The sequence below is a fragment of the Pseudomonas sp. GW823-FHT01D03 genome (assembly GCF_058798255.1).
The window spans coordinates 2,589,451-2,603,332 of record NZ_JBXAKK010000001.1 but is presented as its reverse complement, the minus strand read 5'-3'; the positions used below and the strand labels follow the sequence as shown (position 1 = coordinate 2,603,332).

Here is a 13,882-nt window from a genome sequence, read left to right as displayed (position 1 = left end):
GATGAATCTGTCCCCTCTCAACCGCCGCCGGTTCGAACTGTTCAAGGCCAACAAGCGTGGCTGGTGGTCGCTGTGGCTGTTTCTGATCCTGTTCGGCCTGAGCCTCGGTGCCGAGCTGATCGCCAACGACAAGCCATTGGTGGTGCATTACGACAACAACTGGTATTTCCCGGCGATCAAGCGCTACCCGGAAACCACCTTCGGCGGCGAATTCCCGCTGGAAGCCAACTACAAGAGCCCGTACATCCGCGAACTGCTCAAGGCCAAGGATGCGTGGGTGTTGTGGGCGCCGATTCCCTACAGCTACCAGAGCATCAACTACGACCTGAAAGTCCCGGCCCCGGCCCCGCCTTCGGCGGACAACCTGCTGGGCACCGACGATCAGGGCCGCGATGTGCTGGCACGGGTGATCTACGGCTTCCGCATTTCGGTGCTGTTTGCCCTGACCCTGACCGTGTTGAGTTCGATCATCGGCGTGATTGCCGGCGCGCTGCAGGGCTTCTATGGCGGCTGGGTCGATCTGGCCGGGCAGCGTTTTCTGGAGATCTGGTCGGGGCTACCGGTGCTGTACCTGCTGATCATTCTTGCCAGTTTCGTCCAGCCGAATTTCTGGTGGCTGCTGGGGATCATGCTGCTGTTTTCGTGGATGAGCCTGGTCGACGTGGTGCGCGCCGAATTCCTGCGTGGCCGTAACCTCGAATACGTGCGCGCCGCGCGGGCGCTGGGCATGCAGAACGGCGCAATCATGTTCCGCCACATCCTGCCCAACGCGATGGTCTCGACCATGACCTTCATGCCGTTCATCCTCACCGGCGCCATCGGTACCCTGACTGCGCTGGATTTCCTCGGCTTCGGCCTGCCCGCAGGCAGCCCGTCGCTGGGTGAGCTGGTCGCTCAGGGCAAATCCAACCTGCAGGCACCGTGGCTGGGCATGAGCGCGTTTGCCGTGCTGGCGTTGATGTTGAGTTTGCTGGTGTTTATCGGCGAGTCCGCTCGCGATGCCTTCGACCCGAGGAAGTGAAATGAATCAGGACAATCTGATCGAAGTGCGCGACCTCGCCGTCGAGTTCGGCCTCAACGAGCGGCGGCACCGGGTGGTCGAAGGCGTGAGCTTCGACATCAAACGCGGCGAAACCCTGGCGCTGGTTGGCGAATCCGGCTCGGGCAAATCGGTGACCGCGCACTCGATCCTGCGCCTGCTGCCCTACCCGCTGGCCCGCCATCCGGCCGGCAGCATCAACTATGCCGGGCAGAATCTGCTGGACCTGAGCGAAAAGACCATCCGCCACATCCGTGGCAACCGCATCGCGATGATCTTTCAGGAGCCGATGACCTCGCTCAACCCGCTGCACTCGATTGAAAAACAGATCAACGAGATCCTCGGCATCCACAAGGGCCTGAGCGGCAAAGTCGCGACCAGACGCACCCTGGAGCTGCTGGAGATGGTCGGCATCCCCGAGCCGCACAAGCGCCTCAAGGCCTTGCCCCACGAATTGTCCGGCGGCCAGCGCCAGCGCGTGATGATCGCCATGGCGTTGGCCAACGAGCCGGAGTTGCTGATCGCCGACGAGCCGACCACCGCACTGGACGTGACCGTTCAGCTGAAAATCCTCGATTTGCTCAAGGAACTTCAGGCTCGATTGGGCATGTCGCTGCTACTGATCAGTCACGATTTGAACCTGGTGCGAAGAATTGCGCATCGCGTATGTGTCATGCAGCGCGGTTGCATCGTCGAACAGGCATCGTGCGCAGAGCTGTTCCGTTCGCCGCAGCATCCGTACACTCGGGAATTGCTCGGTGCGGAGCCCAGCGGGGGCCCGGCGACCAATAAAATCGGGGCGCCGTTGCTCGAAGTCGAGAACCTAAAAGTCTGGTTCCCGATCAAGAAAGGCCTGCTCAAGCGCACGGTGGATTACGTCAAGGCAGTGGACGGCATCAATTTCAGCCTGCCTCAGGGTCAGACCCTGGGGATCGTGGGGGAAAGCGGTTCCGGCAAATCCACGCTGGGTCTGGCGATTTTGCGGCTGATCGGCAGCAAAGGCGCCATTCGCTTTGAGGGCAAGCAGCTAGACTGCCTGACGCAGAACGAGATTCGCCCGTTGCGTCGGGAGATGCAGGTGGTGTTTCAGGACCCTTTCGGCAGCCTGAGCCCGCGGATGTGCGTGAGCGACATCGTTGGCGAAGGCCTGCGGATTCACAAGATGGGCACCGCGGCCGAGCAGGAAGCGGCGATTATTGCGGCATTGAAGGAGGTAGGTCTGGACCCGGAAACCCGGCACCGCTACCCCCACGAATTTTCCGGTGGGCAACGGCAACGTATCGCCATTGCCCGGGCTTTGGTGCTGAAACCGGCGCTGATCCTGCTGGACGAGCCGACTTCCGCGCTCGACCGCACGGTGCAGCGGCAAGTGGTGGAGCTGTTGCGTTCACTGCAAGCCAAGTACAACCTGACGTATTTGTTCATCAGCCATGACCTGGCTGTCGTCAAAGCGCTGAGCCACCAGCTGATGGTGGTCAAGCATGGCCAAGTGGTCGAACAGGGAGCTGCGCAAGATATTTTTGCCGCCCCCAAACATCCGTATACACAGCAGTTGCTGGAAGCCGCTTTTTTGGCACCAGCCACTGCGCAATAACCTGAAAGAGGAGCAACACATGGGTTTTCTCGCCGGTAAGCGCGTACTGATCGTCGGTGTCGCCAGCAAGCTGTCCATCGCATCCGGCATCGCTGCCGCCATGCATCGCGAGGGCGCTGAGCTTGCCTTCACTTATCAGAACGACAAACTGAAAGGTCGTGTTGAGGAATTCGCTCAAGGCTGGGGTTCGAGCCCTGAGCTGTGCTTCCCGTGCGACGTGGCCAGCGATGAAGAAATCGCCAAGGTCTTCGAAGAACTGAGCAAGAAGTGGGACGGCCTGGACTGCATCGTGCACTCCGTCGGCTTCGCCCCGGGCGACCAACTGGACGGCGACTTCACCGAAGCCACCACCCGTGAAGGTTTCCGCATCGCTCACGACATCAGCGCCTACAGCTTCGTGGCCCTGGCCAAGGCTGGCCGCGAAATGATGAAAGGCCGCAACGGCAGCCTGCTGACTCTGTCGTACCTGGGCGCCGAGCGCACCATGCCGAACTACAACGTGATGGGCATGGCCAAAGCTTCGCTGGAAGCTGGCGTACGTTACCTGGCCGGCTCCCTGGGCCCGGACGGCACCCGCGTCAACTGCGTATCGGCTGGTCCGATCCGTACCCTGGCAGCCTCCGGCATCAAGAACTTCCGCAAGATGCTGGCCGCCAACGAAGCGCAAACCCCACTGCGCCGCAACGTCACCATCGAAGAAGTCGGCAACGCCGGCGCCTTCCTGTGCTCCGACCTGGCGTCGGGCATCAGCGGTGAAATCATGTACGTGGACGGCGGCTTCAACACCACCGCCATGGGCAACATCGAAGAGTAATCTTCGATAGCCGATAAAAAACCCGCCAATCGGCGGGTTTTTTTGTGCCTGCAATGTCTTCAACAACCCAAATCCCCCTGTAGGAGTGAGCCTGAATTTCGTGAACAGCGGATAAACCTGTGGGAGTGAGCTTGCTCACGAAGAGGCTGGCACATTCGACATGGATATAGCCTGACCGGACGCTTTCGCGAGCAAGCCCGCTCCCACAATGTTTTTACGATATGCCTGAATTTTGTGGGCAGCCGACAAACCTGTGGGAGTGGGCTTGCTCACGAAGAGGCCGGCACATTCGACATGGATATCGCCTGAGCGGACGCTTTCGCGAGCAAGCCCGCTCCCACAGGGTTCTGCGGTGTACCTGGATTTTGTGAGCACCCGATAAACCTGTGGGAGTGGGCTTGCTCACGAAGAGGCCGGCACATTCGACATGGATATCGCCTGACCGGACGTTTTCGCGAGCAAGCCCGCTCCCACAATGTTTTTACGATATGCCTGAATTTTGTGGGCAGCCGACAAACCTGTGGGAGTGGGCTTGCTCACGAAGAGGCCGGCACATTCAACATGGATATTGCCTGAGCATACGCTTTCGCGAGCAAGCTCGCTTCCACACTGTTTTGCGGTGTATCTGGATTTTGTGGGCAGCCGATAAACCTGTGGGAGTGGGCTTGCTCACGAAGAGGCTGGCACATTCAACATGGATATCGCCTGACCGGACGCTTTCGCGAGCAAGCCCGCTCCCACAGGGTTCTGCGGTGTACCTGGATTTTGTGAGCAGCCGATAAACCTGTGGGAGTGAGCTTGCTCACGAAGAGGCCGGCACATTCGACATGGATATCGCCTGAGCGGACGCTTTCGCGAGCAAGCCCGCTCCCACAGGGTTCTGCGGTGTACCTGGATTTTGTGGGCAGCCGCTAAATCTGTGGGAGTGGGCTTGCTCACGAAGAGGCCGGCACATTCAACATGGATATAGCCTGACCGGACGCTTTCGCGAGCAGGCTCACTCCTACAAGGTTCTGCGATGTGCCTGGATTTCGTGGGCAGCCGCTAAATCTGTGGGAGCTGGCTTGCCAGCGATGAGGCCCGAATCAGCGCCGCTTCAATGCCTGCTTGTGCGCATACATCGCCTCGTCGGCATCCGCCAGCAGCCGATCGACGCTGTCGTGGCGCTGCGGATCGTAGGCAATCTGGCCGACGCTGAAGCGGATGTCATAACCGCGCTGCAACGTGGCGTTGCGCTCGTCGAGGATCTCCTTGAGCCGGGCCATGATCGCCGTGGTTTCGACGTGACAGGAGCCGGTCAGCAGCGCCACGAACTCATCGCCACCCAGGCGCCCGATCACGTCGCTCTCGCGAAAGGCAATGCGCAGCACATCGGCGAAGGTCTTCAGCGCACTGTCGCCTTCGGCATGGCCGTAGTGATCATTGATGTGTTTGAAGTCATTGAGGTCGAAAAACAGCAGTGTCGCCGGTTTGTCCCGGTGCTTGCAGGCATCCAGCGCATGCTGAGCGAGGGCCTTGAAGCCACGGCGGTTGGACAGCAGCGTCAGCTCGTCCATGTTCGCCATCTGCACCGCCATCAACTCCTGCTCGGCCATACCGGCCAGATCGCGCAACAGGGCACGCTCCTCGTCGTCGAGTTCGCGCGGCTTGGTGTCGATCAGACACAACGTGCCCATTTTGTTGCCGTTGGGCACGGTCAGCGGGTAGCCCGCGTAGAAACGAATCTTTGGCTCACCGGTGACCAGCGGATTGTCATGAAAGCGTTTGTCCTGCTTGGCATCGGGCACCAGCAGCAATTCGTCCTGAAGAATCGCGTGCCCACAGAACGACACATCACGCGGGGTTTCGTTGACGTCGAGGCCGACGCACGACTTGAACCATTGCCGATCCTTGTCCACCAGGGTGACCAGCGCAATCGGCACGTTGAACAGGCGTTTGGCCAGACGGGTTAATCGGTCGAAGCGTTCTTCGGGCGCAGAATCCAGGACGTTCAGTGCGTGCAACGCCTGGATTCGCACAGCTTCATTGGCGGGTTTACTCGGGGCCAGCATCACGCACTCCATCGAGGTCAGTGGCCGTAGAGTAGCCTGATTTTGCGCAGGGTCACATCGTCAACTCCCGGCTACCGGGCACGGCCCACCGGCATCGGCCCAAAGCTTGAACTGGGCCACAAAAATGTCATGCGGCACCGGCACCGGTGCGCGCCCTGCCCCGGGATTCCAGCCCCACAACACCAGTTTGTCGTCGCTGACATGTTTGATCAGTGCGGCAAAATCACGGTCGCCGTTGCTCGAACGGTCCTTGATCATCGCGCACAACTTGTCCGGTGGCAGGCCGATCCAGGCCATCTTGTGCGCCGCCGGCGGCAAGCTCCAGTGCGGCGCTCCCGGAGGTGCATGCGCGCCATAACTTTCAGGCGGATTGCTCTCGCCATGGCAGGTGGCGCAAGGCAAACCGGCAGCGCCCTTGCCGTCCATGCCCCGCACCACATTCATCGCGTGTGGAATGCCGGCATCGAATTGCAGCGGCGAATCACCGGGAATGTGGCAGTTCTGGCAGCGCGGGCTCTGGAACACTTTCTGCACCGTGCCGAACGCCTTGAGCGCCTCCTGATCATCGGCAAACAGGTCCGAGGCGTAGCCGCCCAGCCCCAGCAACATCATCGTGCCCAACAGCAGATGTCGTTTCATCTCACACCCCCGACAGTTGCAGCGGCAGTTCACGCAAGCGTTGCCCGGTCAGCGCATACACCGCGTTGGCCACCGCCGGCGCGGTGGGCGGAACCCCGGCCTCGCCGATGCCGCCGGGCTTGTCGCTGCTGGGCACGATATGCACTTCGACCAGCGGCATCTCGTTGAGCCGCAGCACCTGGTAATCGTGATAATTGGACTGCACCACCGCGCCGTCCTTGACCGTCAGCTTGCTGTGCAGCGCCATGCCCAGGCCAAAAGTGATGCACGATTCCATCTGCGCCGCGATGCTCTGCGGGTTGACCGCGATCCCGCAGTCCACCGCACACACCACGCGGTGCACGCGGATCGCCAGATTGTCCTGAGAGACCTCGGCCACCTGCGCCACATAACTGCCGAACGACTCGTGCACCGCCACACCCAACGCATGTCCGTCCGGCAATGGCGCTTTCCAGTTGGCCTTCTCCACCGCCAGATTCAGCACGCCGAGATGCCGCGCATGGTCCTTGAGCAAGGTGCGTCGATATTCGACCGGGTCCTTGCCCGCAGCCGTGGCCATCTCATCGATCAGCGACTCCATGACGAACGCGGTGTGGCTGTGCCCCACCGAACGCAGCCACAGCACATTGATCCCGGTCTGCGGCGAATGCAGCTCGACCTGCTGATGGGCCAGGCCCTTGATATACGGGCTGTCGGCCACGCCTTCGACCGAAGTCGAATCGATGCCGTTCTTGACCATGGTCTGTTCGAGCATGGTGCCGGCCATGATCGACTGGCCGACCAGCACATGCTGCCAGCTCAGCGGCATGCCCTGCCCGTCGAGGCCGATGCGCGCCTGATGCAGGAACATCGAGCGGTAATAACCGCCGCGAATGTCATCCTCGCGCGACCACACGGTTTTCACCGGCATCCCGGCGGCTTTCGCCACTTGCACCGCTTCGGCGACGAAGTCCGAGGTCGGATTGGCCCGGCGCCCGAAACCGCCACCGAGAAACTCGGTGTGAATCTCCACCTGCTCCGGTTTGAGCCCGGTGATCTTGCCGGCGACCATCTGGTCCAGGGTCTGGAATTGCGTGCCGGTCCAGATCTCGCACTTTTGCGCGCTGATCTTCACCGTACAGTTCAGCGGTTCCATCGGTGCGTGCGCCAGATACGGCACGCTGTATTCGACATCGATTTTCTTCGCCGCCTTGTCGAAGTTGCCCTGCGCATCCCCAGCCTGGCTGGCGGAAGTGCCCGGTGCCGCCGCCAGTTTGCGGAAACTGTCGAGCAGGCCCTGGCTGCTCAGGTCAGCGTGCGGCCCGAGATCCCAATCGACCTTCAGCGCATCGCGACCAAGTTTCGCCGCCCAGTAATGGTCGGCAATCACCGCCACACCGGTCGGCACCTGTACCACTTTGTGCACACCGGGCACCGCCAGTGCCTCGGCGCCCTCGAAGGATTTGACCGTGGCGCCGAACACCGGTGCACGGGCAACCATCGCGGTCATCAAGCCCTCGAACTGCACGTCCATGCCGAACCTGGCGCGGCCGGTGATTTTCTCCGGGGTATCGAGGCGTTTGGTTGGTTTGCCGATGACCTTCCAGTCCTTGGCCTCCTTGAAGGTGATCGACTTCGGATCCGGCACTGGCAGTTGCCCGGCGGCGTCCGCCAGTTCGCCGTACGTCGCGCGTTTATCGCCGGCGATCACTACGCCCGACTCGGTGCGAATCGTCGACGCAGCGACGTTAAAGCGCTTGGCCGCCGCTTCCACCAGCATCTGCCGCGCCGTGGCCCCGGCGAGCCGGTAACGGTCGAATTCCATCCAGGTCGAGGTCGAGCCGCCGGTAATCTGCATCCCGCCGAATGCGGGCATGCCGTAGTTGGCGGCCGAGGCCGGCGAGTGTTCGACGCGGATCTTCGACCAGTCGGCGTCCAGCTCTTCGGCGATCAGCATGGTCAGACCGGTCCAGATGCCCTGGCCCATTTCCGAGTGCCCGAGCAACACCGTCACGCTGTTGTCGGCACCAATGCGCAAAAATGCATTCGGCGCGAAGACCTTGCCTTCATTCTCCGCTGCCAGAGCAAAACGATGGGCAGCGGGGACGGCAAATGCCACCACCAGACCGCCACCCAACACGGCACTGCCCTTGAGAAATCCGCGACGCGATACAGGACTGTTCATCAGCCTTCTCCCAACATGCATCAGCCGATTTCGGACGCGCGCTTGACCGCCGCGCGGATTCGCGGATAGGTGCCGCAGCGGCAAATATTGCCGGAGAGCGCCTGATCGATATCGCTGTCGGTGGGCTTGGGGATTTTCGCCAGCAGCGCGGCGGCAGACATGATCTGCCCGGACTGGCAGTAACCACACTGCACCACGTCGAGTTCGGCCCAGGCCTGCTGCACCGGGTGCGAGCCGTCGGTGGACAGTCCTTCTATGGTGAGGATTTTCTGGCCGTGGGCCACGGCGGTGGCGGGCGTGATACAAGCACGCAGCGGCGCGCCATCGACGTGTACGGTGCAGGCGCCACACTGGGCCATGCCACAGCCGAATTTGGTACCAGTCAGGTGCGCCACATCTCGCAGGACCCAGAGCAACGGCATGTCGGCCGGCACATCGAGTTCCTGATCCTTGCCATTGATATTCAAGGTCAGCATCGGGGATTGTCCTCAGACTCACGGTGTTCTGAAGGGGCGTCGCTACGGCCAGCAAAGCCTGTGCGCGCCTTGGCTTATCCCTTTCAGCAAAGCCTAATTTGCGCGTGAAGCCAGACGTGGCGACCACCGGTCATGCCTCAACGCCAAAATGTCGACTTTAATCCTCTGGCTGATAACGGCGCTCATCCGAACCCTCACGACCGTTCTGCGACGAGCGCGGTAACCCATCACCTTGGTCAGGAGTCGCGAACATGGGATTTGTCACCACCAAAGACGGCGTCGATATTTTCTACAAGGACTGGGGGCCGAAGGACGCCCCGGTGATCCACTTCCACCACGGCTGGCCGCTCAGCTCGGATGACTGGGATGCGCAGATGCTGTTCTTTCTGGCCCAGGGCTTTCGGGTGATTGCCCATGACCGTCGCGGGCACGGACGGTCGAGCCAGGTCTGGGACGGCCACGACATGGACCATTACGCCGACGATGTGCTGGCGGTAGTTCAGCACCTGGGGTTGAAGAACGTGGTGCATGTCGGCCACTCCACCGGCGGCGGCGAGGTCATCCACTACATCGCCCGGCATGGTCAGGACAACGTCGCCAAAGGCGTGTTGATCAGCGCGGTGCCACCGTTGATGGTCAAGACCGAGAGCAATCCGGGTGGTTTGCCGAAATCGGTGTTCGACGATTTTCAGGCGCAACTGGCGGCCAATCGTGCGCAGTTCTACCGCGACATTCCCACTGGCCCGTTCTACGGTTACAACCGCCCGGGGGCCACGCCTTCGGAAGGGATCATCAGCAACTGGTGGCGTCAGGGCATGATCGGCGGGGCCAAGGCGCATTACGACGGGATCGTCGCGTTCTCGCAGACCGATTTCACTGAAGACCTGAAGAAGGTCACCGTGCCGGTGCTGGTGATGCACGGCGAGGATGATCAGATCGTGCCGTACGCAAACTCTGGGCCTTTGTCGGCGAAACTGCTGCCAAATGGCACGTTGAAGTCGTATCCGGGGTTTCCGCACGGGATGCCGACGACTGAGGCGGAGACGATCAATGCGGATCTGCTGGCGTTTATTCGCGGTTGAGATAACCGAAGTCAGCTGACTCCCCTGTAGGAACGGGCATGCTCGCGAAGGCTTTCTGTCTGTCGATATCAGGTTGACTGAACAACCGCTTTCGCGAGCAAGCCCGCTCCCACCAAGGTCGGTGGTGTACACACTTCTATCTATCCAACACAAATCCTGTGGGAGCGGGCTTGCTCGCGAAGGCAATCGGCCTGTCGATATGGAGTTGGCTGAACCACCGCTTTCGCGAGCAAGCCCGCTCCCACCATAGTCGGTGGCGTGCACACTTCTATCCATCCAACACAAATCCTGTGGGAGCGGGCTTGCTCGCGAAGGCAATCGGTCTGTCGATATCGGGTTGGCTGAACCACCGCTTTCGCGAGCAAGCCAACTCCCACCAAGGTCGGTGGTGTACACACTTCTATCTATCCAACACAAATCCTATGGGAGCGGGCTTGCTCGCGAAGGCAATCGGTCTGTCGACATCGGGTTGGCTGAACCACCGCTTTCGCGAGCAAGCCCGCTCCCACCATAGTCGGTGGCGTGCACACTTCTATCCATCCAACACAAATCCTGTGGGAGCGGGCTTGCTCGCGAAGGCAATCGGCCTGTCGATATCGAGTTGGCTGAACCACCGCTTTCGCGAGCAAGCCCGCTCCCACCAGGGGACTCGGTATTGCCCGGACTTTTTGCTATTCCTCGGTGCGCCCCGTGCCTTCGCGATCACGTTCGTAGTGGTGGGCCAATGGCAGCGCCGGTAACCAGGCTTCGCGACGGATAGTCCACAGCTCATAAGTCGGCTTGAACTGGTTCGGCGCGTCCAGCGAGCCGACATTGACTTCAATTTCATCCCCCGAACGTGCCAGTACCGGCGACCCACAGCGCGGACAGAACACCCGCCCTTGATACTCGCCGGTCTTGCCACTGACGGTCAGCGCATTCTCGGGAAATATCGCCGAGGCATGAAACAACGCGCCGTGGTGTTTGCGGCAATCGAGACAGTGGCAGATCCCGACGCGGTAAGGTTCGCCTGATGCTTCGAAACGCACATCGCCGCACAGGCAGCCGCCAGTTAATGGGCTCATGGTGTCTATCCTCTGCCAGACTCTGTTCAGCCTTTGACCATAGCAGTCGTACAAGCCAACGCCCACATTCTGCCTTTGCCGGAGACAGCGCCATGCCCTCCCCCGAATCCATCTTGTTACAGAGCTGGCACGCCAACGCTGATGCCTGGATCGAAGTGATCCGCAGCGGTGCCATCGAAAGCCGTCAGCAGGTCACCGATCAGGCGATCCTGCTGGCGATCATGGGCCGCCAACCGGGACGCGTGCTGGATCTGGGTTGCGGCGAAGGCTGGTTGTTGCGGGCGCTGGCGGATCGCGGTATCGATGTAGCAGGCGTCGATGGCGATGCGACGTTGATCGAGGCGGCACGCGCGGTCGGTTCAGCCAATGTGCATGTCGCCAGTTACCAGACGCTGGTCGAGGCCGAAGTCGACATCGGTCGTGATTACGATTTGATCTGCGCCAACTTCTCGCTGCTGCATCAGGACATCATTCCATTGCTCGCCGCAATGCATGAGTTACTGGTTCCCGGCGGCGCCATGATCATTCAGACCCTGCATCCGTGGGCCGTAGCGGCCGGCGATTATCAGGACGGCTGGCGAGAAGAATCCTTTGCCGGGTTCAAAGGCCAGTGGCAGCCGATGCCGTGGTATTTCCGCACGCTGTCGAGCTGGTGCAACGCGCTGGACATGGCCGGGTTTCACATTCTCGGCTTGCAGGAGCCGCAGCATCCGCAAAGCCCGGTGCCACAGTCGCTGTTGATGATTGCCGAGCGGCGCTCCTTGTAGGAGTGAGCCTGCTCGCGATGGCGTCGTCGCAGCTTGCATAGGCGTTGCCTGACCCTACGCCATCGCGAGCAGGCTCACTCCTACAGGGTTTGTGAGCAAGCGACGCACTTGTCGATCTACGGCACCGCCCTTCGACCAAGGACTGACTACGCTGTAAATCCTGCGTGTCTAACCTGCCGAGGATGACTGCCATGCAACGCTTTCAAAAACTCACGCCGTGCCTGTGGTTCGACGATCAGGCCGAAGCGGCGGCGAAGTTCTACTGCTCGATCTTCGATCACTCGAAAATCACCGGCCTGACCCACTACAGCAAGGTCGGCCAGGAATTTCACGGCAAGCCGGAAGGCGCGGTAATGACTGTCAGTTTCGAACTCGACGGCCAGACCTTCACCGGCCTCAACGGCGGGCCGATGTTCAAGTTCAGTGAAGCCATTTCGTTTCAGGTCAATTGCCAGAATCAGGAAGAGGTCGATCACTTCTGGGGCAACCTGTCGGCCGGCGGCCCGGTCGAGGCCCAGCAATGCGGCTGGCTCAAGGACAAGTTCGGGGTGTCGTGGCAGATCGTGCCGGTGGCGTTCATTCACATGATGCTGGATCCCGACACCAGCAAGTCGCAACGGGCGATGCAGGCCATGCTCAAGATGAAAAAACTCGACATCGCCGAACTGGAGCGGGCCTTTGCCGGCCAGAGCTAATACACTGCGGTTCTGGCCTGCCGGGAACCATAACGATGAAACACGCTGCCGCCAAAAATCCTGAAAAAGCCCCACGCTTCTGGCGCGACGATGCCCTGCCCTTCATCGAAGCGCGGGCCATCGCCGATGGCCGTGAGGTCTGCTACTCGCGCCATTCCCATGCGCATTTTTCGATCGGCGCGATCACGGCGGGGCGCAGCATTTATGTGCATGAGCAATCGCGGTTCGAAGTCGCCGACGGAACGGTGGTGCTGATGAATCCAGGAGACGTGCATGCCTGCAATCCGATCGATGATCAGCCGTGGTCGTACCTGATGTTGTATGTGGAGACGCCGTGGCTGACGGATCTGCAGCATCAACTGGGGTTCAGTGCGGAGCTTGAGTTTCGGCGGTTTTCCACTACTCATCTGGATGACCCGCGACTGTTTCGTGACCTGCAAGGGCTTTACGCCACACTGGTCGATGAGCAGCAGGACATACTGCGCAAACACAGCGCAGCGGTAGAGTTTTTCAGCGATCTGCAGTGGCGCCTGAACCCGGTTGAACCGGCGCTGCGCGAACCGAATTGCAAACTCGAACGCGCCGCCGACTTCATCCGCGAACACTGCACTGACCTGCTCAGCCTGGAGGAAATCTGCACGGCGGCGCAGTTGTCACCGTCGTATCTGATCCGAGCGTTCAAGCAGCATTACGGCATGACGCCGCATGCGTTTGTGATCAATCAGCGCATCCAGTTCGCCCGCGAACGCCTGCGTAGCGGCCAGTTGATTGCCGATGTCGCACTGGAAGCAGGGTTTGCCGATCAGGCGCATTTTCAACGGGCGTTCAAACAGCATCTGGCGGCGACACCCGGCCAATATCGCGGCTGATCCTGGCGCCGGGCTCACGGCAACAGCAGATAACCCGCGCTCGCCGCCAGCAACAAGGCCATCAACCGGTTGAACAAGCGCATCCCCTTCGGATTGCCCAGATACCCACGCAGAAACGTCCCGGCATAGACCCAGCAACCGACCGACAGATAACAGATCACCAGATACACCGCGGCGAACTGCCAGACCAGCCGCGCCTCGCCATCGGCGACAAACGCGCCCATCCCTGCCACACACGCCAGCCAGGCTTTCGGGTTGAGCCATTGCATCACCGCGCCGTACAACATCGACGGCGCCCGCCCCGCCTCGTCGGCGTGCAACTGGCCGTCATCGGCAGCCAGTTTCCAGGCCATGAACAACAGAAACGCCACCCCGGCCAATTGCACGACCCGGGTCAGGAATGGCCACAGTTTCAGGACTTCATGCAGGCCCAGGCCCATCAGTACCAGCAACAACACAAACCCCAGCGTCGCTCCCGCCACGTGCCGCTGACTGGCCCGAAAGCCGAACTGCGCACCGGAACTCAGCGCCACTATATTCACCGGCCCAGGGGTTATGGACGCCACCAGCGCAAACGTCGCCATCGACACAATCAGACTCATTAAGCACCTGCCGCAGATTGGGGACA

General features: G+C 60.9%; 13 protein-coding genes. 7 read left to right on the top strand and 6 right to left on the bottom strand.

Annotation, left to right across the window (positions count from 1 at the left end; genetic code table 11):
- Nucleotide 1 precedes the first annotated feature (1 nt).
- Genes AC1RBR_RS11475 through fabI form a run of 3 tightly spaced genes read left to right on the top strand, consistent with a single transcriptional unit; the run spans nucleotide 2 to nucleotide 3,447 of the window.
- Nucleotides 2–1,021 (top strand): ABC transporter permease, encoded by a 1,020-nt coding sequence (locus AC1RBR_RS11475; protein ID WP_064587187.1) that lies wholly within the window; start codon nucleotides 2–4, stop codon nucleotides 1,019–1,021.
- 1 nt (nucleotide 1,022) lies between these two features.
- Complete coding sequence (locus tag AC1RBR_RS11470) at nucleotides 1,023–2,633, top strand: ABC transporter ATP-binding protein (RefSeq protein WP_166497918.1); 1,611 nt, start codon at nucleotides 1,023–1,025, stop codon at nucleotides 2,631–2,633.
- Between the two features lie 19 nt (nucleotides 2,634–2,652).
- A complete protein-coding gene (gene fabI / locus AC1RBR_RS11465; protein ID WP_003202751.1) occupies nucleotides 2,653–3,447 on the top strand; it encodes an enoyl-ACP reductase FabI in 795 nt (264 codons plus the stop codon).
- 1,085 nt (nucleotides 3,448–4,532) lie between these two features.
- On the opposite strand, the gene AC1RBR_RS11460 is transcribed toward fabI, so the two are convergent.
- From AC1RBR_RS11460 to AC1RBR_RS11445, 4 genes are read right to left on the bottom strand one after another with little or no spacing between them, the layout of a single operon-like run.
- Nucleotides 4,533–5,498, bottom strand: a complete 966-nt coding sequence (locus AC1RBR_RS11460; RefSeq protein WP_095139630.1) for a sensor domain-containing diguanylate cyclase — start codon at nucleotides 5,496–5,498, stop codon at nucleotides 4,533–4,535.
- Nucleotides 5,499–5,558: 60 nt separating this feature from the next.
- Nucleotides 5,559–6,137, bottom strand: a complete 579-nt coding sequence (locus tag AC1RBR_RS11455; RefSeq protein WP_095139631.1) for a hypothetical protein — start codon at nucleotides 6,135–6,137, stop codon at nucleotides 5,559–5,561.
- A gap of 1 nt (nucleotide 6,138) precedes the next feature.
- The gene (locus tag AC1RBR_RS11450) at nucleotides 6,139–8,301 is read right to left on the bottom strand and encodes a xanthine dehydrogenase family protein molybdopterin-binding subunit (RefSeq protein ID WP_492564418.1); all 2,163 of its coding nucleotides are present in this window, start codon (nucleotides 8,299–8,301) and stop codon (nucleotides 6,139–6,141) included.
- A gap of 20 nt (nucleotides 8,302–8,321) precedes the next feature.
- On the bottom strand, nucleotides 8,322–8,777 hold the full coding sequence (locus tag AC1RBR_RS11445; RefSeq protein ID WP_003224136.1) for a (2Fe-2S)-binding protein: 456 nt from the start codon (nucleotides 8,775–8,777) through the stop codon (nucleotides 8,322–8,324).
- 251 nt (nucleotides 8,778–9,028) lie between these two features.
- On the opposite strand from AC1RBR_RS11445, the gene AC1RBR_RS11440 reads away from it, so the two are divergent.
- Nucleotides 9,029–9,859, top strand: a complete 831-nt coding sequence (locus AC1RBR_RS11440; RefSeq protein ID WP_492564417.1) for an alpha/beta fold hydrolase — start codon at nucleotides 9,029–9,031, stop codon at nucleotides 9,857–9,859.
- Between the two features lie 671 nt (nucleotides 9,860–10,530).
- Here AC1RBR_RS11440 and AC1RBR_RS11435 read toward each other — a convergent pair.
- Entirely contained in the window at nucleotides 10,531–10,923 is a 393-nt protein-coding gene (locus AC1RBR_RS11435) for a GFA family protein (protein WP_492564415.1), read from the bottom strand.
- A 92-nt stretch (nucleotides 10,924–11,015) separates the two neighbouring features.
- On the opposite strand from AC1RBR_RS11435, the gene AC1RBR_RS11430 reads away from it, so the two are divergent.
- From AC1RBR_RS11430 to AC1RBR_RS11420, 3 genes are all read left to right on the top strand, one after another.
- The gene (locus tag AC1RBR_RS11430) at nucleotides 11,016–11,690 is read left to right on the top strand and encodes a class I SAM-dependent methyltransferase (protein ID WP_492564413.1); all 675 of its coding nucleotides are present in this window, start codon (nucleotides 11,016–11,018) and stop codon (nucleotides 11,688–11,690) included.
- A 191-nt stretch (nucleotides 11,691–11,881) separates the two neighbouring features.
- A complete protein-coding gene (locus AC1RBR_RS11425; RefSeq protein WP_492564411.1) occupies nucleotides 11,882–12,385 on the top strand; it encodes a VOC family protein in 504 nt (167 codons plus the stop codon).
- 35 nt (nucleotides 12,386–12,420) lie between these two features.
- Nucleotides 12,421–13,254, top strand: coding sequence for a helix-turn-helix transcriptional regulator (locus AC1RBR_RS11420; protein WP_492564410.1), 834 nt, complete (start codon nucleotides 12,421–12,423; stop codon nucleotides 13,252–13,254).
- A gap of 14 nt (nucleotides 13,255–13,268) precedes the next feature.
- Here AC1RBR_RS11420 and AC1RBR_RS11415 read toward each other — a convergent pair whose 3' ends face one another.
- Nucleotides 13,269–13,856 carry a LysE family translocator gene (locus tag AC1RBR_RS11415; RefSeq protein WP_492564408.1) on the bottom strand — a complete coding sequence of 196 codons (588 nt, stop codon included), beginning with the start codon at nucleotides 13,854–13,856 and terminating at the stop codon, nucleotides 13,269–13,271.
- Between the last annotated feature and the right edge of the window lie 26 nt (nucleotides 13,857–13,882).